Origin of the sequence: uncultured Bradyrhizobium sp., assembly GCF_936928535.1 — a bacterium.
Lineage (GTDB): Bacteria > Pseudomonadota > Alphaproteobacteria > Rhizobiales > Xanthobacteraceae > Bradyrhizobium.
This window is the reverse complement of record NZ_CAKZHY010000053.1, coordinates 35,796-54,763: the sequence shown is the minus strand read 5'-3', so window position 1 is coordinate 54,763 and position 18,968 is coordinate 35,796. Positions and strand designations below refer to the sequence as shown.

Genomic DNA, 18,968 nt, shown 5'->3' with positions numbered 1-18,968 from the left:
ATGACTGTCGAAACGCCACCGAATCCGCCGCCGAAGCGATCATTTTCGCTGTCGATCGGCCAGATGACGTATGGCAGCTTCATTCTCGTCCTGGCGGTGATCATCGTCACCTCGACGGCCAGCGTGATCGCGATCCGGCATATCGACGCCACCTTCGCCGAGCTTCAGCGGCTGCAAAGCGTCGGCGATCTCGCTGAAGATATCGACCGCCGCATGAACGATTTGCGGCTCGCCGCGCGTGATTTCGTCACCGATCCCGGCGCGGGCATCCAGTTCAAGCAGGTCGGCGAGGCCGCCTCGACCCTGAGCGACATCCTCAAGAAGACCCGCATCGAGCTTGCCCCCGAGCAGCAGGACATGATCGACGGCGTCTCCGTGCGGCTCGCGACCTATCGCAGCGGGCTGGATCGGATTTCGACCCTGATCGATCGCCGCGCGCAATTGCTTGCCGGGCTGCCGCCGCTACGCGACCAGTTCGACGCGGCGGTCTCCGAAAGCGGCGACCGTGATCTAGCCGCGCGGCTGTCCGAAGCCCAAAGTCGGATCGCGCTTGGGCTGCTCGCGCGCAATCCCTCCGCGGCCGAACAGGCCGCGCAAGGCATGCGGACGATGATGATTGCCGATGGCAAGCTGAAGACGGCAGTGAACAATTACGCCGATGCCATCATCGCGGTCGCCGTGCGCGAACGGCAGATTGCCGATATCGACCGCGAGGTATTGGGCACCGAGGGCCGGCTGATCGGCCGTGTCACCGAACTGCTGCGCGACGTCAGTGACCGCCGCGGCCATGTGCTGTCGCGCGACTTTGCCCGGACGCTGGCGGAGGCGCGCTGGCAGAGCATCGTGCTCGGCAGCATGGGCGTGTTGATCGGTATTCTCGCCGCCGTCTTCGTGGTCGGGCGGACGGTGCGACCGCTGGCCCAGATCGCACGCTCCATCCGGGCGCTTGCGGCGGGCGAGAAAAGGACCTCGATTCCCTCTGCCGATCTCAACAATGAGATCGGCGACATCGCACGCGCCGCAGAGGTGTTCCGCCGCGCGCTGGAGGAGGCCGACACCGCGCGAGAAGCGGCGGTGCGCGCGCTCACCGAGCAGCGGCTGGCTGAAGAGAGCTACCGCAAGCTGTTCGAGGGTTCGGTCGACGGCATCTACGTGACGACGCCGTCAGGGGATCTCCTCAACGCCAATCCGGCCTTGGCGCGGATGATGGGCTATGACAGCCCGCAGCACCTGATCGACAGCATCAACGACATCGCCCACACGATCTACGTCCATCCCGAGGCGCGCGCGGAATACCAGCGGTTGATGCATCGCGACGGCATGGTGCGCGAGTTCGAGTACCAGGTGCGCCAGCGTAGCGGCAACATCCTCTGGCTCTCCGACAGCGCGACCGGCGTGCGCGACGAGCAGGGTACCATCCTCCGCTACGAAGGCACGTTACGCGACATCACCGACCAGAAGCGGGCGGAAGATGCCATCGCCGAAGGCCGGCGCCTGCTGCAACAGGTCATCGACACCGTGCCCGCCGTCATCAACGTCAAGGATCGCGATCTCCGTTACGTGCTGATGAACCGCTACATGGCGGGCATCTTCGGCATCGAACCCGGCGACGCGCTCGGTCGTACTACCGCCGATCTGATGTCGCGCTATGGCGCCGCCAAGACCGACGAGAACGACAAGCGCGTGCTCAGCCAGCGCAAGGGCCTCGGCTTCTACGAGGAAGAGTACAAGGACGCCTCAGGCCACATGCGGCAATGGCTGGTCAACAAGCTGCCGCTGCTCGATGCCGAGGGCGAGATCGAGCGGATCGTCACCGTGGCGCTCGACATCGGCGAGCGCAAGCGCGGCGAGCAGGAGATGCGGAAGGCCAAGGACGCCGCCGAAACCGCGTTGCGCAATCTGCGCGAGACCCAGGCCTCGCTGATCGAGGCGGAGAAGCTCGCCGCACTCGGACGCCTGGTCGCCGGCGTCGCGCACGAGGTCAACAATCCCGTCGGCATCAGCCTGACGGTCGCCTCTGCGCTGGAGCGCAAGACGGCGATTTTCAGCGCCGAGGTCGAGCGTGGTGAGCTTCGCCGCTCGACGCTCAACGATTATCTCAGCACCAGTCGCGATGCGTCCTCGCAGCTCGTCTCCAACCTGAACCGTGCGGCGGAGCTGATCCAGTCGTTCAAGCAGGTCGCGGCCGACCGCAACTATTCGGACCAGCGCAGCTTCGACCTTGCCGACCTCACCGAGCAGGTGGTGATGAGCCTGCGCCCGGGCCTGCGCAAGCAAAACCTGACGCTCAACGTGGAGTGCCAGCCCAACCTCACCATGAACAGCTATCCCGGTCCGTACGGCCAGGTGCTGACCAATCTGTTCCTGAATTCGGTGGCGCACGCCTTCCCGGACGGACGGCCCGGGATCATCGACATCCAGGTGCGCGAGTCCGGCAAGGACAATGTCGAGGTCATCGTCTCCGACAATGGCTGCGGGATGAGCCTCGACGTGCGGCGCCGCGCCTTCGATCCGTTTTTCACCACGCGGCGCGACCAGGGCGGTACCGGTCTCGGACTGCACATCGTCTACAGCATCGTCACCAACCGGCTCGGCGGCCGGCTCGACCTCGATTCCGAGCCTGGCGGCGGCACGCGGATCCAGATGATCCTGCCGCGCACGGCACCGCTGGAGCAGGCCGCGGAATAGGTCGCGTTAATCGACGTCGACGAGCTTGTGCAGGGTGGCACCGAAGATCAGGCTGGCCTTGCCGACCAGCGCCGTGCCCGTCATCTCCGCGCGGGTATCGGTGTAGGTCCCGCTGACGCCGATGCCGACCGGGGCAGGGCCACCGAATAGCGGGTTGTCATTGCCGCGCGGCGAGGTGTGCCGCTGCACGAGCACCTCGCCCTTGAAGGTGCTGGCGTCCTTCACGACGTAGCTGCCCGTGTAAAACAGGTAGGCATCGCCGCCAAGGATCTTGCCGTCACGAAAAAGAATCACGCCGCTGCCCTTGCCGACTCGACCATCGAGCAGGCTCACGTGAATCGAATAAAGGCCGTTCTTCATAACGTCCCATCGGCCGGCCACCATCGCCCAATGGCGTCACCGGTGGAGCTTTTATGCCAAAGCGCAACCGCTCGCGCAACGCGGCAGTTTTGCCTGCGAGGGTGTCCCGTGCGGGCACGCAGACCGTAGTCGTCCCGGCTTGCCTGTGACGCTGATATGACGGTCTCATCATGCAGCGAGGCCAGTCGCAACGAATCAGAGTTGGCCCGCGAAATGCATAACCATTGTTGCACTGGCCGCGGGGTGCTGGAGCAAGACGAACGTGAGCAACTGGATCGATTCCGGCGGCGACGAGCCGCGTCTGTACAGTGCGCGTCCCACGATTTGCGAAACGCAGCGGCGGCGGATCGGCCGTCCGACACGGTGGCTAAGCGCTGCAAGCCTCGCTTGCGCGCTGACGCTGGTGGCGCTGCTTGCCCCGCTCGGGCACGCGCGCGACCGTGGCCAGTTCGTCAACACCAGCGCCGAGTTGAAGGCCTGGTTCGACGGCTTGCGCAGCGGCAAGGGGCCCTGCTGCTCCGATGCCGACGGCTCGGCGATCTCGGACTCCGATTGGGAGAGCAAGGACGGGCATTATCGCGTCCGCATCCCGCGCCTCGGCTACGTGATCGAGGGCAGGGAGCAGGAACTCGTCTGGGTCGACGTGCCGGAGGAGGCCGTGATCTCAGAGCCCAATCGGGTTGGACGAACCATGGTGTGGCCGATCTACGGCTACATGGGCGTCACCATCCGCTGCTTTATGCCCGGTAGCATGACCTAGCTGGCCGGGCAGCGACTCGCCTGCCGCGTCACGTATATTTCTTGTCGCGCTCGAGCAGCTCAACGGAGATGCCTTCGGGACCGCGGATGAAGCAGATGCGCACGCCGGGCCGGATCGTGGTCGGCTCGCGCGTGAATGTCACGCCCTTGGCCTTGATCTCGGCGGCGACGGCGTCGATGTCCTTCACGGTAAGGCCGAAATGATCGAGGCCCTGGTGGGGATGCGGAGGCGGCGGACTAACGGCGTTCTCGCCTTCCAGCGGCGCAATGAAGATCTTGGCGCCGCCGAGATTCACATCGATTCGTCCCGGTGCGTGCACGATCTCGCCGCCGAGGATGTCGCGCAGCCAAGCCGCGGTCGCTTCCGGATCGGGGCTGCGAAGATGGACGTGATCCCAGGTGACAACAACCGGCATTTCATTCCTCCAGATAGGCGCTTTGAGACGTTGCTGCGCATGTTAGCGATCCCCATGGAGGATCGCCACCATGGCTACGTGAGATTCGCCTGGCTGCGGGAACCTCAATTCGCCTCACGAATTGAAGGAGGAGCGAGCAACGCACCCATGAAATCAGGGTTTGGCCGGATCGGACTGGGACGTTTCGTCGGGATCGGCGAGGGACGGCAACGGGTCCAGCCGGCCGCCGGCGTTTGGTTGAAACGAGGCCTGTTGTGGCTTCTGGCCGCGAGCGTGGTCGGGGTTGCCTCTTGGCTCTTGATCCCTCCCTCCGAAGGCGATGTCGCTCAAACCGAACCGGTGAAATTGGCGCTGGCAAGCGTCGATTCTGCTACGTCAGCGTCAGCATCAGATACCTCCGCGGCGGAGGCCGCCGGGCTCGACCGGATGAAGATCTCGTCCCAGACCTGGCGCCGCGGAGGGCTCGGCTCGAAGGCGCTGGTGACGTTCACCGTGCGAAATGACAATGACTATGCCGTAAAGGATCTCGAGATCGTCTGCGCGTTCATGCGGCGCGACGGCAGTCATTTGACGGACCGCAGCCGCGTGCTGGCCGATACGGTCAGCATGAAGAGCCGCAGGACTTTTGCGCGCGTTCCCGTCGGATTCGTCAACGTGAACGCCGATCAGGCGAAGTGTTCGCTGGTGACGGCGCGGCGGGCTTAAAGGCCCACGCATTCCGCTAGCGGAAAAGTTACCGTCCTTGCCCCTTGGCGAGAAATCTTGGAGTTGCCACTTGAACCAAAGGCTGGGCGCAGGAACCAATTGAGAGATCGCCGGTTGAGGCGAAGGACCCACGCGGGGTGCGGGGGCGGAGCGCGGTCGATGCCCATCTTTCGGTATTTCATGTTTGTCGGTGGAGCACTGCTCGCACTGTTGTTTGCGGCAGATTTTATTTGGCCGACTGCACCGGTTGCGCAGACCGTCGGGGTTGCAAGCTACGACCAGCCGCCGATCCGGATCCGGTCCGACCGTCATTTGCCTGACCGGGTCGTGCTCGATACCAACCAGCCGACCATTGCAGCGCCCGTGGTGAAGACGGCCGCCGTCGCGGCGCCTCAGCCGACCGCGCAGGCAGATCCATTGGCCGACCTGTCGGCCAAATCGCGGGTGCGCGAGACCTTCGCCCAGTTGATGCCGAAGGCTGACGCCAAGGCTCAGGCTCCAGCCCAGCCCAAGCGCAAGGTCGTCCGGGCGCGTCCGGCGCCGCAGCGCGGCCAGCCGATGATGCTGGTGGCACAGCAGCCGCATTTCGGGCTGTTCAATACCACTTGGTGAGAGCCCCTCTGACCCACCTCGAAACGAGGCGGGGAGGGCTTTTTATTCTTCGGCCTCTCTGCTAATTCGAACCCATCCCGAACGCCGTCGGTGTGCTGGCCGGCCAGCATATGACCGCGACGCTTTGGCTGGTGGCCCAATACTCGGGCTCAGGCGCTCGTAGCTCAGCTGGATAGAGCATCGGATTTCGATTCCGAGGGTCGGAGGTTCGAATCCTTCCGAGCGCGCCATTGGTCAGCCTGAAGCCGTCGCGGCAGGCCATCCCAATCGGTAGATCCATCACGCGAGCCCGGGCAGCCGACGTGCGGCGCTCCGGTCAGTTCGCGGAAAGACCAGCCTGCCGGGCCCGCGCCTGCGTATCCGAGGGCGCTTCGTGGAAGGTCGCGCGATAGGCCGCGGCAAACTCGCCGAGGTGATGGAAGCCCTGGGCGCGCGCGCAAGCAGCGACTGAGGCACCCCGGCTTCTGAGGAGTTGGGTGCGGGTGGCCCAAAGCCGCTTGAGGCGGATGTATTGATGCAGGCTCATGCCGCGCACCTTGGCTACCGCACCCCCGAGGGTTCGGATCGAGACGCCGAATTGATCGGCGAGGTCGGCCGTATAGATCGGAGCGGTTGGATAGGCTCGGACGTAGTCGTCGATCTGCTGCACGAGTCTGGCAGAGCGCACGCCCGATATTGGGGCGCAGCGATCTGACAGCGGGTTCATTCGAAACAGGTCATCGAAGGCGAGCAGCAGGCCCTCCTGAAGGTGGGCGGCGACCTCCGTGGTCTCGAACATCTGTGGCTGGACCGACGCGGTCCGCAGGATGTCTTGCACAAGCTGCCGTGCGTAGAGATGTGCGGTGGGGTCCGCAATGCGAACCCACAAGGCATCGGCACGATCGAACCAGCCGCGGTCCCGAAGTGCGGGCGAGAACATGATCAGCGCGTGATGATTGGTCTGGGGCTCGACGAAATGGCAATGGTGGTTGCCGCGCAAGCCGATGAAGAAGCGTGAATCGATATCCATTCCGCTCGAACTGGCGCGCAGATCATCGCTCATTGGCAGGATCACCATGCCGCCCGGCGCGCGGTAGGTGGTCTCGAGGATGCGCGCGAACGACCTTGCGACGATGATCCGGCATGCCGGCAGGTTCACGATTGCTCGCGCTGCGGCGAAATTGGCGACGTCGAGGGGAATGCTCCGGGAATCTTCCAGGGCCTCGGCCGGTCGGAATGCGTCCACGTCGGTAAACCGGGTTACCTGGAGCGCGGAGGAGGGGGCGAGAGCGTCGAAGAGCATGCGTCTGGCCGGATGCTGCAATGTGACAAAAAAATGAACGTTGTTACGTGGCCATCAATGGCGAAACATGGCGATTCAGTAAACTGGATTTCCGGCCGTAGTATTGCGGACATAATGCCACGACGACCCCAGGACCGATGTCGTCAACGGTCGCGGCTCATCGGCTGACCGGTGGCGAGGTCGATGAAATGAAGCCTTGTACAGGCGGGGCAGGTAAAGGATTCAAACCTCCGACCCTCGCTCTCCTGCCGCTTTTCGAGATGGGTCTGCACATTCATGCCCGTTTGCGGGCATCGGAAAACAATCAAATCGGCCATCGATACAAAATGACGGCACGGCAAATTTCATCTTTGATCTAGATCAGTTTTGGAATTGCTCCAGGCTGATGGGCCGCAGCGATCGCGTGGTCTCGCAAAAGCGAAGGGGCCCAGAGGGCCCCTGCAAATCTTACCAGCGGCGATAGCCGTAATAGCCATAGTAGCGTGGTCGATAATAACGCGGGCCGTAATAGCGCGGTCCATAATATCCGTATCCTGGGCCGTAATAGACGTTCGGCTGCCACCAGCAGCGTCCCCAGGCGTTGCAGACCATGCGGACCTGCTGGATGTCCGAGACCTGCGGGGTCGCAGGCGCGGGCGCAACTGGCATGGCCGACGCCGTCGACGATGCCGCAAGGGCGCCGAACAGGGACGCGGCGACGAAGCCGATCTTGAGATTCATGATGTATTCCTCCGCTTACGCACGACAGGATATCGAAGTTTGTTCTGATCAAATTGTGGCAGAGCCGAAATGTAATGCTGATGAACAAATCTCCAGCGCGCCCGCCGCGCGCCTGACCTTCGCTTCGCCCGGGCGACCTCGACGGCTCACTCCGTCATCGCCACCCCCTCGTTGATCCTGCGCAATTCGCCCGTGCCGCTTTGCTCCTAGTCTTGTCATTGTGGGCCGTCCTTCGCCGCATTCGAAGGACAGGCGCACAGATGGCTTGGAGCAGTGCGATGAACAAGATGAGAATCGACAAGGGCGACTGGCTCGTCGTGTGCGACGGACGCAAGGCGCTCATCCTGGAAAATCTAGGCGACGACATGTTTCCGAACCTTCACACCAAGGAGGTTCGCGAGCAGTCCAATCCGTCGACGGCCGCGCAAGGGACCGATGCGCCTGGCAGGCTCCATGCATCGGTCGGCGGTGCCCGCAGCTCGGCGGAGCAGACCGATTGGCACGACGAGGCCGAACGCACCTTCCTGCGCAGTCTTGCCGAACGGCTCGACACCGCGCTCAGCGCCGGCGAGACCTCGGGCCTGACCATGGTGGCTTCGCCGCGCGCGCTGGGCATGATCCGCACCGATTATTCGGACGCGGTGCGCAAGGCGCTCCGGGGCGAGGTCGGCAAGGATCTCGTCAAGTTACCGGTCTATGAGATCGAGAAGCAGTTGCTGCTGTCGGGAGCCGCCGCCGGTTAGGGCGGCTTTGCCAAGAGGACGCGCCCGGCGCCGCCTCAGTAGCAGGGGTGCCGCCGGCGGTCCTGGCCGACATAGGCGGCCGCGCTCTGGTAGCAATGGTTGGTCGACGGGCCGTCGTAGAAGGCGAAGGTGCCGGGATCGATACCGGGGCCGTAATTGTGCAGATAGCTGATCGGGTAGGGCAGCGGGTGGGCGTAATGGCGGTGGTACCGGTGATGCACCCGTGCCTCCGCGAGGCCAGGGGCTAGGACTGCCGCCGACAGGGCAATCGCGGCTACAAGCTTCAACTTGCTCATCTCGATTCTCCGGAACCCGCGCAAATAAGTCAGCCATCTATAGCCATTTCGGGCCGCCGGGGCACCCGTCCGGGAGGCCGAAATCGGGGCTGATCCCGCGGATTCCCTGATGGGTGTGACAGAATTGCCGGGATTGGGGTCAAAGCCTGCCCATTTTTGGCCTTTTCGGGATGCTTAACGAATTCCCCACACAAGTGTGGCCAAAGAGAATCCGGTCAAAGATTTCTCCTGCCGGGCTCCTTTGAGTCTTCACTGGGGTGCTCTTCGGGGCCGGTACGTTTCCTTGCAAGGTTTTCGCCGTCAAGCTGCCATGCGCATCACGCTCCTCAGCCTGCTGTTGCTCCTCGTCGCTGCTGTCGCGCCCGCGCGGGCTCAGCTGCATATCACCCGCGACCACGGCGGCTATGTCGAGGAGTACAAGGCCAAGTACAAGCGCGTCCGCGCCACCGGCGAGCGTGTGATCATCGACGGCATCTGCAATTCGGCATGTACGCTGGTTCTCGGCATCGTGCCGCTAAACAAGATCTGTGTGACCCCCAAGGCGAGCCTCGGCTTCCACCAGGCCTACTACGACAAGGCTTTCACCTTCGGCATCAAGGTCACCAGCTCGGAGGGGACGTCCGACCTGATGTCCTACTACCCTGACACGGTGAAGGACTGGATCCGCCGCAATGGCGGGCTCACCACCGACATGAAGAAGATCAAGAATGGGGTCGAGCTCTGGAAGATCATCGATCCCTGTCCGGAAGAATGGTGATCGTCTGATCCGGGCTACCCGCGTCCGTCGCAGCGCAGCATCGTAAAATTCGCATTGCCGCACCGCCCTTCGCTCGGGCAATGAGGGGGCAATGAATCATAATCAAGATCAATTGGCCGCACGGGCGGCGCCGGTGCTGTTCGTGCTGCTCTGGAGCACCGGTTTCATCGGCACCAAATACGTCATCAACAATGCCGATCCGTTGACCTATCTCGCCATTCGCATGGCGGTGGTGGTCGGCCTGATGGCCATCATCGCAGGCATTGCGCGGCCAAAATGGCCCGACCGCGCCGGCATCGCGCATAGCGCGGTGGCCGGCATCCTGGTCCATGGCTTTTATCTCGGCGGTACGGCGATTGCGATCGCGCATTCAATTCCGGCGGGGCTCTCTGCACTCATTCCGGGCCTGCAACCGATCCTGACCTCGACCATCGCCAACCGCTGGCTCGGCGAGAAGGTGACGCCGCTGCAATGGGGCGGCCTGCTGCTGGGGCTCGGGGGCGTGGCGCTGATCCTGCACAATCGTCCGATGACCGGAGAGGCCGGGCTCGGCTGGATCGCTTCGGTGGTTTCGCTGATCAGCATCACGCTGGGTACGCTGTATCAACGCCGCTACTGCAACCACATCGACTGGCGCGCCGGCAATCTCGTGCAGTACGTGGCGGTGACGATCTTCTTCACATTTGGCGCGTTCCTGTTCGAGGACCGCGTGGTGCACTGGACGCGGGAATTTGTGCTTGCGTTGGCCTGGCTTGCGGTCGCGCTCTCAATCGGGTCGATCGGGCTGCTGTATTGGCTGATCCGCCATGCCGCAGCGACCTCGGTCGCGAGCCTGTTCTACCTGGTGCCTGCCGTGACGGCGCTGATGGCCTATCTGCTGTTTGGCGAGAAGCTCGATGCGGTGGCGATCACCGGAATGGCGATGTGCGCTGGCGCCGTGTTCGTGGTCAACCGACGTTTCGGCACGTAGACGGGCCTGCCGGAATACATCCCTGGCGTGCAGCGTCCTGCGTGGTAGGCTGAGCGCATTTCAGCGGTCCATTCACACGGTGATTGCCATGAAGAAGGCGAAGCGCGCACTGCTCGGCAGGTCGATGAAGCCGGTTCGGATTGCCTGCATCAACTACGCCGGAGAGGCGATCGACGACCGGATGATGCGTAAGCTGACCGCGGCGCTGCAGAAATGCTACGACAAGCACTTCCTTCCGATTTGGGGCTATCCGGTTGATCTCTACGTCACGCGCAAGCCGAAGCGGACGGATTGGCAACTCGTCTATTTCGACGATGCCTCCCACAAGAACATGCTCGGACGCCACGAGCTGACGCATCGGGGGCAGCCGATCTCGAAGATCTTCGTCAAATCGCTCGGCGACGAGCCGGTCAGCGTGGCGGCCTCGCACGAGCTGTTCGAGATGGTGCTCGACCCCATGGCTAATCTCTGGGCTGACGCCAACCGCAACACCCAATATGCCTATGAGGTCTGCGACGCCGTGGAGGAGGACGCCTTCGTCGTCGGCGGCTTCCCCATGTCGAACTTTGTCTATCCGTCCTGGTTCGAGCCGTTCAAGCATCCCCGCGGCACCAAGTTCGACCACAACGGAACGCTGAAGGCGCCGTTCTCGATGACCGAGGGTGGTTACGTCATCAAGAAGGTCAACGGCAGGAAGGTGATCAGGGCGTTCGGCTCACCTGCGAAGCGGCGGCGCTTCAATGCCGAAGATCGGCGCGGCCATCGCAGCGAATTTCGCGATCCGAAAGGACAGCACCATCCGGGTCGGAGCGTCGCGAAGCGGCGCGGATAGAAGAAAAGCCTCCGGGCGCGCCCGCCCCCGGAGGGTGGTTTTGCGCTGCAATCAGCGCTTGGCCTTCTTGGCCTTCTTTTTCGACTTGGCAGCCTTCTTCGCCGTTTTCTTGGCGGCTTTCTTCGCCGACTTCTTGGCCGCTTTCTTAGCTGACTTCTTCGCGGCCTTCTTCTTCGAAGCCTTCTTTGCCTTCTTGGGCGCGGCTTTCTTCGCGACCTTCTTGGCGGCTTTCTTCACCTTCTTGACTGCGGCGACGGCGGCGTCCTTGGTCGCTTCCACGGCACTCGTCATCGTCTCCATCACCTGCTCGGTGATCGGCTTCTCGTCGTCCATATCGTGTCCCCCACGGTTTGCATGGAGTGATGACGATAGCGGGTTTCATAATTGTGTCAAAGCAACGCTCAACCTTTGCGGATCTTTGCGTAACCTGCGAGCGCACGCTCGCGTCCCTTGGCGTGATCGATGAGCGGTTGCGGATAGGTCTTTCCGAGCGTGACGCCTGCGCTCGCAAGCTCGATCGGTGTCGCCTGCCACGGCTGATGGATCAGCTTCGCCGGTACGTCCTTCAGCTCGGGCACCCAGCGCCGGACATAGGTTCCATCGGGATCGAACTTCTCGCCCTGGAGCACCGGGTTGAACACGCGGAAATAAGGTGCGGCGTCGGCGCCGCAGCCGGCGACCCACTGCCAATTGGCCGGATTGCTGCCGGCATCCGCGTCGACCAGCGTGTCCCAGAACCAAGCTTCGCCGTGGCGCCAATCGATCAGCAGGTGCTTGACCAGGAACGAGGCGACCACCATCCGGACCCGGTTGTGCATCACACCGGTGTGCCAGAGCTCGCGCATTCCGGCATCGACGATCGGGTAGCCGGTGCTGCCGCGCTGCCAGGCGGCGAGCGTCTTGTTATCAATCTTCCAAGGGAAGTCGTCGAAGTTGGTTTGCAGGTTCTCGGTGGCGAGGTTCGGGTGATCGTGCAGCAGGTGGCGGCAGAATTCACGCCAGCCGAGCTCGCTCAGGAACTTTTCGGTGCCGGATGCGATCGCCGGATTCTCTTCGGCGGCAAAGCGCGCGGCATGCCAGACTTGGCGCGGGCTGATCTCGCCAAACCGCAAATGCGGCGACAGGCCTGACGTACCCTCGCGGTCGGGCCGGTCGCGGTCGCCGGCATAGCTGTGCGCGGCGTGCTTGAGGAAGTCGCGCAGGCGAGCCCGGGCTGATGCCTCGCCCGGTGTCCAGCTCTCGCGCAGGCCGCCGGCCCAGTCGGGTTTAGCCGGCTCGAGCTGCCAGCTCTGAAGCGTTTCGCTCGCGATCTGCGCCGCCGGACGCAGCTCCTTCGGTGCGGGCAGCGGCTTGGGCGGATCGCCAAGCGACAGCACGCGCCGCCAGAAAGGCGTGAATACGCGCAAGCCGCGGCCTTCCTTGTTGCGGATCGCAGAGGGCGTAACCAGAAGGTCGCCGGGAAACCTTTGCGAATCCACGCCAAGCTTTGCCAGTACAGCTTCGAGCTGCTTCTCCACGGCCTGATGCGGCGCCTGAGCAACCGTATTCCAATAGACGGCGGCAGCGCCGCTTGCGCGCGCCAGCTCAGGGATCACCCTGGCCGCCTGGCCTTTGCGCAAGATGAGCGAGCCGCCGCGCGCTGCGATGTCCGCGCCGAGCGCGCGCAGCGACTGGGCGAGCCACCAGCGCGCCGCCCCACCAGGGGCCCGTCCGGCCGCATCGTCGAGGACGTAAAGGCAAATCACGGGCGCGCCGGATTTGGCGGCGGCGTGCAACGCGGGGTGGTCGGACAGGCGAAGGTCGTCGCGGAACCAGACGATGACAGGCGGTGGGCTTGGCGGGGTCAGGGCGCGTCCTCGTTTACGCTTTGGAGAGCATGTCGCAGGTAGGTGTGAACCGTCGTTAATGGGGCCGTAAGCGAATTGCATGAATATGCAGGAATTCCGGGGGTAGTTCCATTCATGACCAACTCATTAACGGCGAAGTTCGTGCCGCAATTCAAGCTTGGGACCAAGGCTGTCTTGTGTGCCGTCCTGCTGATTGCGATGAATACCGCATTGGTGGTGGGCTCCGGCTACTGGTCGCTCACCTCTGCCTTCAAAGAGCGCGCGCTGCGCGACGTCGAAGTCAATCTGCGCACGCTGGCGCTGGCCTTTGCCGAGATCGTTCCCGACGCGAAGATCTCGATGCGGGATGGCGCGGTGGCGCGGGCCGAGATCGCCAAGATGCCCGATTTCAAGGATCACGCCATCGTTGATCGTGTGACGTCCTATGTCGGGGGGAGTGCCACCCTGTTCGTGTTCGACGATGCGAGTGGGCAGTTTGTCCGCCGCTCGACCAACCTGAAGAAGGAAAATGGCGAGCGTGCCGTCGGCACACAGCTTGCTGCCGATCATCCGGCGCAAGCCGTGCTGCGGCGGGGCGAAGCCTACAAGGGGCCGGCCACGCTGTTCGGCAAGTCCTTCATGACGGCTTATTTCCCGATTCAGGATGGAGCCGGCAAGGTCGTCGGCATCCTCTATGTCGGCATCCCCATGGCGCAGTATGAGGCCATGCTGACCCAGGCGATGTCGAGCATGGCGATTGCGGCCGGCATCGCCGCGCTGCTGGTCCTGGTGCTGACCATGCTGGTCGTCCGCCGCGTCACCCGACCGCTGACTTCGGTCACGCGCTCGCTGACCGCGCTCGCCAATGGCAAGAATGACGTCGCGATCGATTGCGAGGACCGCGCCGACGAGATCGGCGAGATCGCGCGCACCGTTGCGGTGTTCAAGAGTAATTCGCTGGAGCGGTCGCGGATGCGCAGCGAGCAGGCGGAAGCTGCGGCTGCCGCCGTCGAACAACGCAAGGCCGACCTTCGCAACTTCGTGGCCGAATTCCGCAGCGGCGTCGGTGGCATCCTCGACAAGGTGCTGCATTCCTCGGGCGAGTTCGAGCGCGTGGCGCGGCAATTGACTGATACCGCGCGTTCCACCGCCGATCTGTCGGCGAAATCGGCCGGCGCGTCCGAACAGGCCTCCGACCACGTCCGCGCAGCGGCGTCAGCCTCCGACGAATTGTCGCAGTCGATTTCCGAAATCACCCGCAAAGTGCAGGAATCCAACGCGATCTCCGCCGAGGCAGTGCAACAGGCCGAGGCCACCGATCAACGCATCGCGCAGCTCTCGGAAGCAGGCTCCCGGATCGGCGACGTCGTCAAGCTCATCACCTCGATCGCCGAGCAGACCAATCTCCTGGCTCTGAACGCCACCATCGAGGCCGCGCGCGCGGGCGACGCGGGCCGCGGCTTTGCGGTGGTCGCCCAGGAGGTCAAGACGCTCGCCGGCCAGACCGCGAAAGCGACCGACGAGATCTCGACCCAGATCGCGAGCATGCAGCTTGCGACCCAGGAGTCGGTCACTGCCATCAAGGCCATCACCGAGACCATCGAGCGCATCAGCGGCATCGCGGGCTCGATCTCGGCCGCGGTCGAGCAGCAGCGGGGTGCCACCCAGAACATCGCAGCCAGCGTTCGCGCCGCGGCCTCAGGCACCGCCGACGTCGCTGTCAATGTCCGTCACGCGGCCGAAGGTGCGAGCGAGACCGGCGAAACGTCGAGCCGGATGTTTGCCTCCGCCCAGGCCTTGTCGGGCGAGAGCCTGAGCCTGAAGTCCGAGGTCGACAGCTTCCTCGACCGCGTGCAAGCGGCTTGATCTGGGCTGAAACCATCGGTCCGCCGTGACGTAGCTGACGGCATGATGTGACTGCCTGCGTTTTGCGGGCAGGGAGGCCGCCAGTGAACCGCATCGCCGTGCTTTATGTCGCAACCCTTGTCGTCCTGACCGGGCTGGACTTTCTGTTCCTCGGTTTGATCGCCAAGGGCTTTTTCACCGCGGAAGTCGGCGACATGCTGGGCGAGCTGAAGCCGCTGCCGGCTGTGCTGTTCTACCTGCTCTATGTCGGCGGCGTCCTGACCTTCGTCAGCGGAGCGAATGGCGCGACCTGGCAGGCGACGCTGCTGTATGGCGCGCTGTTCGGGCTGTTCTGTTATGCGACGTTCGATCTCACCGCACTGGCGCTCTTGAAGCACTGGAGCTGGCCGGTCGCGTTTCTCGACATCGGCTGGGGTGCGGTGGTGACCGCGGTCTCATCGACCGCGGGTCTGTGGGTGGCGGACCGTGTGACCGGCTAAGCCGCTATTTCGGCTGCGGCACGATGCGGATATAGGGCTTCGGCTCCTTCCAGCCCAGCGGATAGATCGTCTTGGCCTCGTCGTTGGAGACCGAGCCCGCGATGATGACGTCCTCGCCCGGTTTCCAGTCGGAGGGCGTCGCCACGCGATGCTTGGCGGTGAGCTGGAGCGAGTCGATCACGCGCAGGATTTCCTGGAAGTTCCGGCCGGTGGTCATCGGATAGACGAGCACCAGCTTGATCTTCTTGTCCGGCCCGATGATGAAGACATTGCGGACGGTCTGGTTGTCGGCAGCCGTACGGGTGAGGGGATCACCCGAGATCGCAGCCGGCAGCATGCCGTAGAGTTTCGAGACGTTGTAGTCGGTGTCGCCGATCATCGGGTAGTTCGGGGCCGCGCCTTGCGTCTCCTTGATGTCCTCCGACCACTTCGCGTGGCGGTCGACCGGATCGACCGAGAGGCCCATCAGCTTGACGCCGCGCTTGTCGAACTCCGGCTTCAACTTGGCGAGAGCGCCGAGCTCGGTGGTGCAAACCGGCGTGAAATCCTTCGGGTGCGAAAACAGCAGGACCCAGCTGTTGCCGATCCAGTCATGGAACTTGATCTTCCCTTCAGTGGTCTCGGCTTCGAAGTCGGGGGCGGTAGTGCCGATCGGAAGTGTCATGGTTTGACCTCATCGCATTGAATTTGCTTGAGAATTATGTCTGGTCGTCAGAATTAGTATAGGGGCTTGGCGCCCCCAAGTGAACCGGTTGAAGTAAAATGTGAATTCATTCTCTGAAGGTCCGATCTCCTAGCACTTTTCTGTTACAGGGGCACGCCTGCGGCGAACATCTCTACCGGGGCTTCACGGTCTCGATTGCCCCGATATTGCCTTTTATGACCCGCATCACGCCCGCCCGACGCTCTCCGGAACCGAAACGGTCCTCGTAGCGACTAATCGGCAACCATTGAGAAAAGTCGCGATCCCCGTATCGAATCGTTAACCACCCCTTTACGCCCGCATGAAAATGCTGGTCGATCAGAAGAAATCTGGAAGTGAACTATGTCTGCCGCACTGAAGTCCGTTGAGTCGCCGTCCCTCGAACCGTCCTGCCGCGATACCGCAGCCCATGCCCTCAGCGTCGTGCGCGACGGTGTGATCACGGGCGAAGGCCCGACCACCAAGGGCCGCGTGCACTTTTCCCGCTCCATCGATGCCGATGACGCCGCCTGGTGCGCCCGCATCCTGACCGCCGCCGCGGTCAACGACCAGCCGGTGAGCCGCGCCGAAGCCGAGGCGCTGTTCGAAATCAACGAGGCCGCGACCGAGCGTGCCGATGGTGGTCGGTTCGACGAGTTGCTGGCCAAGGCCGTCGCCCATTACGCCGCGAGCGCTTCGGGCCTGAAGGTGCCGCCGCGCAGCGTTGCGCTGGCACAGGAGACCGACATCGAGAGCTGGGCGCCGTCGTATGCCTCGAAGGTCAAGAGCGAGATGCTCGAGTGGATCGCGGGCCAGATGCGCGGCAAGCGCCAGAACAACCGTCGCCTGATGGCGATGGTGGCGACCTTCCTGGGCGCCACGGCGCTGCCTCTGGCGGGCCAGCTGCCGAACGTGTTCGACATTGGAATGTGAAGAATCTGGGCATGTAACGATCAAAACATTCTTGCGCCCCTTGCGAGGCGCGAGAGCAAGCGGCGGGGTTATTTCCCCGCCGTTTTTTGTTTGCCGGTCTCCGGATCCAGGCCCAGCGTGCGGCCGGGGAAGCCGGCGGCGTCGAAATAACGCTGGCTGCCGACGCGCTGTACGTTGAGCACGGTCTCAAGACCGTTCTCGGACTTCTTCTTCGACCTTTCGACGGCCTTGAATGCCTTCGGCACGACGCCGTTGGGCAGGGCCTCGGACATCACCCGGCCGACCAGGCCGCCATTGTGGGAGCCGCGAAGGCCGAGGAGCTGGGCGGAGGTCATGCCGACGTCGGCATTGCTGACCGGCAGCTCGTCGACATAGCCGGCTTTGAAGTCCGGACCGATCGCGGCCATGAAGTTGTAGGTGTCGCCGCGGCTGAAGCTGCCATGCATGCCCTGGCCCTGACGCAGCACGGTGTCGGCCACCTGCACCGAGCAATTGGTCGGGGCCTCGCCGCACTCGCTGGCATAGGAGCGGAAGTTGACCACGATCGCCGGTGTCGGCGTCGCGGCCTTGCCGCGCAGATTGATGCTCGACAGCGGCAGGGTGCCGGGGAAGCGGCCGAGTGAGTCGTCAACGAACAGGCCGGAGACGTAATCCTGCTCCAGCAACGCCTTGATGGTCTTGGCCGTCAACTTCTTGCCCTTGTTCGGTAAATAGACCAGGTCCGAGCCGCCATTGGTGGCGACGACGACGTCGGGCTTGGTCGCGTCCTTCCCGAGCACGCCGTTGCCGGCCTTCGGATGAGCGTTGCCGGTGACGGCTGCGTTCTTGTCGTTGGGGTCGAACAGCGGCAGGTCGAGGGCCTTGGCGAGATCGAGCGCGACGAAGCCCATCGGCAGGAAGTCCTTCGGCGTGTCGCCATAGCTGAGCTTGGCCGAGGGGCTGGTCTTGCTTTCCTTAGAGATGGTCGAGAAGCCGTGGTCGGCCTGGATCATGATGTTGGTGTTCGCGGCAAGCCCGAGCTCGTCCAGCGCCTTGCGGATCTGGGCTAGGTTGTTGTCGACGTTCTTGATGCTCGCCATCGTGCTCGGGCCGTTGATGCCAGGCATGATCTGGTTGAGGCTGTCGCCCTGATTATGTTGGGTGCCATCAGGGTCGCGCGACCAGAACACCAGCACGAACGGGTTGTTACGCGCCTTGAACATCGGCAGCACCACCTTGGTGGCGACGTCGGCGAAATAGGCCTGTTGCGCCACGTTGGCGACCGTGGTGCCGGGCGTCTTTGCATCGCCCGCCTTGGCATTGTCGCCGCGGCTCGGAGTGACGAGGGGCAGGCCGGCCTTGGTCAGGGCGTCCTTCATTTCGTCGGACAAGGCCACGCTAGCCTTGCCGCCGGTCGAATCGTCGATCACGATCGAATGCTGGCCGGGCTTCTCCGGATGATCGGTGTGGTCCCATTGATAGGTCGGGCCGACCTTGCCGATTGCAGCGGTGCTCAGGCCCTTATCGCGGGCCAACTTCAATACGGTCTCTTCGTTGAGATAGTCGCCCTTGAAATGCTCGTCGATGTCGCCAAGCACGGCGTCGTTCTCGATGAAGGGGACCACGGTGTCGCCGGCGGGCACCGAGGTGTAGTTGGTCCAGATCGTGTTCGAGAACACGCCGGTGTCGCCGAGATAATGGCCGGTCGACATCGCCGAGCCATTGGCCATGGTGAAGGTCGGGAACAGCGAATGCGAGTTCTTGAAGTTGACGCCCTTGTCGCGGACCTCGGCCATCGCAGGCGCGGTCTCGGGGGTGATCTTCAGGGCGCGCAGCCCGTCGGGGATGAACAGGATCAGGTTGCGGGGCGTGTTGTTCTCAGCGGAAGCAAATCCGCTGGACAGCAATGTCAGCCCGGCTGACAGCAGCACCAGTGAACGTCGCATCAAAATCTCCTTGCGGTGAGGCAGCTTGGCCGCCGAACCGCGGCCCCCGGCAATCGTTTAGTTTTGCTGTATGACGGTTATGTTACAAGAGCGGGCCGGCATGCAGAAGTGACGGGG

The 18,968-nt window shown here is 63.4% G+C and carries 21 protein-coding genes and 1 tRNA gene; 13 read left to right on the top strand and 9 right to left on the bottom strand.

Translation table 11 applies throughout. From position 1 onward, the window contains the following. Nucleotides 1-2,688, top strand: coding sequence for a PAS domain S-box protein (locus Q0687_RS06695; RefSeq protein WP_298873687.1), 2,688 nt, complete (start codon nucleotides 1-3; stop codon nucleotides 2,686-2,688). Between the two features lie 6 nt (nucleotides 2,689-2,694). On the opposite strand, the gene Q0687_RS06690 is transcribed toward Q0687_RS06695, so the two are convergent. After that, nucleotides 2,695-3,048, bottom strand: coding sequence for a GrlR family regulatory protein (locus Q0687_RS06690; protein WP_298873685.1), 354 nt, complete (start codon nucleotides 3,046-3,048; stop codon nucleotides 2,695-2,697). A 262-nt stretch (nucleotides 3,049-3,310) separates the two neighbouring features. On the opposite strand from Q0687_RS06690, the gene Q0687_RS06685 reads away from it, so the two are divergent. Then, a complete protein-coding gene (locus tag Q0687_RS06685) occupies nucleotides 3,311-3,808 on the top strand; it encodes a hypothetical protein (protein ID WP_298873683.1) in 498 nt (165 codons plus the stop codon). Nucleotides 3,809-3,836: 28 nt separating this feature from the next. Here the strand turns inward: Q0687_RS06685 and Q0687_RS06680 are convergent, their stop codons facing one another. Further along, nucleotides 3,837-4,223: a VOC family protein gene (locus Q0687_RS06680; protein ID WP_298873681.1), complete on the bottom strand. Its 387-nt coding sequence runs from the start codon at nucleotides 4,221-4,223 to the stop codon at nucleotides 3,837-3,839. Between the two features lie 147 nt (nucleotides 4,224-4,370). Between Q0687_RS06680 and Q0687_RS06675 the strand changes: the two genes are divergently transcribed. From Q0687_RS06675 to Q0687_RS06665, 3 genes are all read left to right on the top strand, one after another. Further along, the gene (locus tag Q0687_RS06675) at nucleotides 4,371-4,928 is read left to right on the top strand and encodes a hypothetical protein (RefSeq protein ID WP_298873760.1); all 558 of its coding nucleotides are present in this window, start codon (nucleotides 4,371-4,373) and stop codon (nucleotides 4,926-4,928) included. A gap of 159 nt (nucleotides 4,929-5,087) precedes the next feature. After that, nucleotides 5,088-5,540 carry a hypothetical protein gene (locus tag Q0687_RS06670; protein ID WP_298873679.1) on the top strand — a complete coding sequence of 151 codons (453 nt, stop codon included), beginning with the start codon at nucleotides 5,088-5,090 and terminating at the stop codon, nucleotides 5,538-5,540. A gap of 153 nt (nucleotides 5,541-5,693) precedes the next feature. Next, a tRNA-Arg gene (locus tag Q0687_RS06665) sits at nucleotides 5,694-5,770 on the top strand. Between the two features lie 86 nt (nucleotides 5,771-5,856). On the opposite strand, the gene Q0687_RS06660 is transcribed toward Q0687_RS06665, so the two are convergent. Beyond that, complete coding sequence (locus tag Q0687_RS06660; RefSeq protein WP_298873759.1) at nucleotides 5,857-6,822, bottom strand: helix-turn-helix domain-containing protein; 966 nt, start codon at nucleotides 6,820-6,822, stop codon at nucleotides 5,857-5,859. Between the two features lie 137 nt (nucleotides 6,823-6,959). On the opposite strand from Q0687_RS06660, the gene Q0687_RS06655 reads away from it, so the two are divergent. Beyond that, the gene (locus Q0687_RS06655) at nucleotides 6,960-7,181 is read left to right on the top strand and encodes a hypothetical protein (RefSeq protein ID WP_298873762.1); all 222 of its coding nucleotides are present in this window, start codon (nucleotides 6,960-6,962) and stop codon (nucleotides 7,179-7,181) included. Nucleotides 7,182-7,269: 88 nt separating this feature from the next. Here the strand turns inward: Q0687_RS06655 and Q0687_RS06650 are convergent, their stop codons facing one another. After that, nucleotides 7,270-7,542, bottom strand: coding sequence for a hypothetical protein (locus tag Q0687_RS06650; RefSeq protein WP_298873678.1), 273 nt, complete (start codon nucleotides 7,540-7,542; stop codon nucleotides 7,270-7,272). Between the two features lie 278 nt (nucleotides 7,543-7,820). Here Q0687_RS06650 and Q0687_RS06645 point away from each other — a divergent pair, with 278 nt between their 5' ends. Further along, nucleotides 7,821-8,285 (top strand): host attachment protein, encoded by a 465-nt coding sequence (locus Q0687_RS06645; protein ID WP_298873676.1) that lies wholly within the window; start codon nucleotides 7,821-7,823, stop codon nucleotides 8,283-8,285. Between the two features lie 35 nt (nucleotides 8,286-8,320). On the opposite strand, the gene Q0687_RS06640 is transcribed toward Q0687_RS06645, so the two are convergent. Then, nucleotides 8,321-8,581 carry a hypothetical protein gene (locus tag Q0687_RS06640; protein WP_298873674.1) on the bottom strand — a complete coding sequence of 87 codons (261 nt, stop codon included), beginning with the start codon at nucleotides 8,579-8,581 and terminating at the stop codon, nucleotides 8,321-8,323. A gap of 310 nt (nucleotides 8,582-8,891) precedes the next feature. Here Q0687_RS06640 and Q0687_RS06635 point away from each other — a divergent pair, with 310 nt between their 5' ends. The 3 genes from Q0687_RS06635 (at nucleotide 8,892) to Q0687_RS06625 (ending at nucleotide 11,140) form a co-directional block, all read left to right on the top strand. Further along, on the top strand, nucleotides 8,892-9,338 hold the full coding sequence (locus tag Q0687_RS06635) for a hypothetical protein (RefSeq protein WP_298873672.1): 447 nt from the start codon (nucleotides 8,892-8,894) through the stop codon (nucleotides 9,336-9,338). Nucleotides 9,339-9,429: 91 nt separating this feature from the next. Continuing rightward, nucleotides 9,430-10,308 (top strand): DMT family transporter, encoded by an 879-nt coding sequence (locus Q0687_RS06630; protein ID WP_298873670.1) that lies wholly within the window; start codon nucleotides 9,430-9,432, stop codon nucleotides 10,306-10,308. An 88-nt stretch (nucleotides 10,309-10,396) separates the two neighbouring features. Further along, a complete protein-coding gene (locus tag Q0687_RS06625; RefSeq protein ID WP_298873668.1) occupies nucleotides 10,397-11,140 on the top strand; it encodes a hypothetical protein in 744 nt (247 codons plus the stop codon). Between the two features lie 51 nt (nucleotides 11,141-11,191). On the opposite strand, the gene Q0687_RS06620 is transcribed toward Q0687_RS06625, so the two are convergent. Together Q0687_RS06620 and Q0687_RS06615 are read right to left on the bottom strand one after the other, a co-directional pair. After that, nucleotides 11,192-11,473: a histone gene (locus Q0687_RS06620; RefSeq protein ID WP_298873666.1), complete on the bottom strand. Its 282-nt coding sequence runs from the start codon at nucleotides 11,471-11,473 to the stop codon at nucleotides 11,192-11,194. Between the two features lie 68 nt (nucleotides 11,474-11,541). Beyond that, nucleotides 11,542-12,987, bottom strand: coding sequence for a deoxyribodipyrimidine photo-lyase (locus Q0687_RS06615; RefSeq protein ID WP_298873758.1), 1,446 nt, complete (start codon nucleotides 12,985-12,987; stop codon nucleotides 11,542-11,544). A gap of 114 nt (nucleotides 12,988-13,101) precedes the next feature. Between Q0687_RS06615 and Q0687_RS06610 the strand changes: the two genes are divergently transcribed. Both Q0687_RS06610 and Q0687_RS06605 read left to right on the top strand, forming a co-directional pair. Beyond that, nucleotides 13,102-14,832 (top strand): Cache 3/Cache 2 fusion domain-containing protein, encoded by a 1,731-nt coding sequence (locus Q0687_RS06610; RefSeq protein ID WP_298873664.1) that lies wholly within the window; start codon nucleotides 13,102-13,104, stop codon nucleotides 14,830-14,832. An 83-nt stretch (nucleotides 14,833-14,915) separates the two neighbouring features. Beyond that, nucleotides 14,916-15,311: a DUF2177 family protein gene (locus tag Q0687_RS06605; protein ID WP_298873662.1), complete on the top strand. Its 396-nt coding sequence runs from the start codon at nucleotides 14,916-14,918 to the stop codon at nucleotides 15,309-15,311. Between the two features lie 4 nt (nucleotides 15,312-15,315). Here the strand turns inward: Q0687_RS06605 and Q0687_RS06600 are convergent, their stop codons facing one another. Beyond that, on the bottom strand, nucleotides 15,316-15,975 hold the full coding sequence (locus Q0687_RS06600) for a peroxiredoxin (RefSeq protein WP_298873660.1): 660 nt from the start codon (nucleotides 15,973-15,975) through the stop codon (nucleotides 15,316-15,318). 381 nt (nucleotides 15,976-16,356) lie between these two features. Here Q0687_RS06600 and Q0687_RS06595 point away from each other — a divergent pair, with 381 nt between their 5' ends. Further along, nucleotides 16,357-16,926: a hypothetical protein gene (locus Q0687_RS06595; protein ID WP_298873658.1), complete on the top strand. Its 570-nt coding sequence runs from the start codon at nucleotides 16,357-16,359 to the stop codon at nucleotides 16,924-16,926. A gap of 68 nt (nucleotides 16,927-16,994) precedes the next feature. Here Q0687_RS06595 and Q0687_RS06590 read toward each other — a convergent pair whose 3' ends face one another. Beyond that, the gene (locus Q0687_RS06590) at nucleotides 16,995-18,851 is read right to left on the bottom strand and encodes an alkaline phosphatase family protein (protein ID WP_298873657.1); all 1,857 of its coding nucleotides are present in this window, start codon (nucleotides 18,849-18,851) and stop codon (nucleotides 16,995-16,997) included. Nucleotides 18,852-18,968 lie beyond the last annotated feature (117 nt).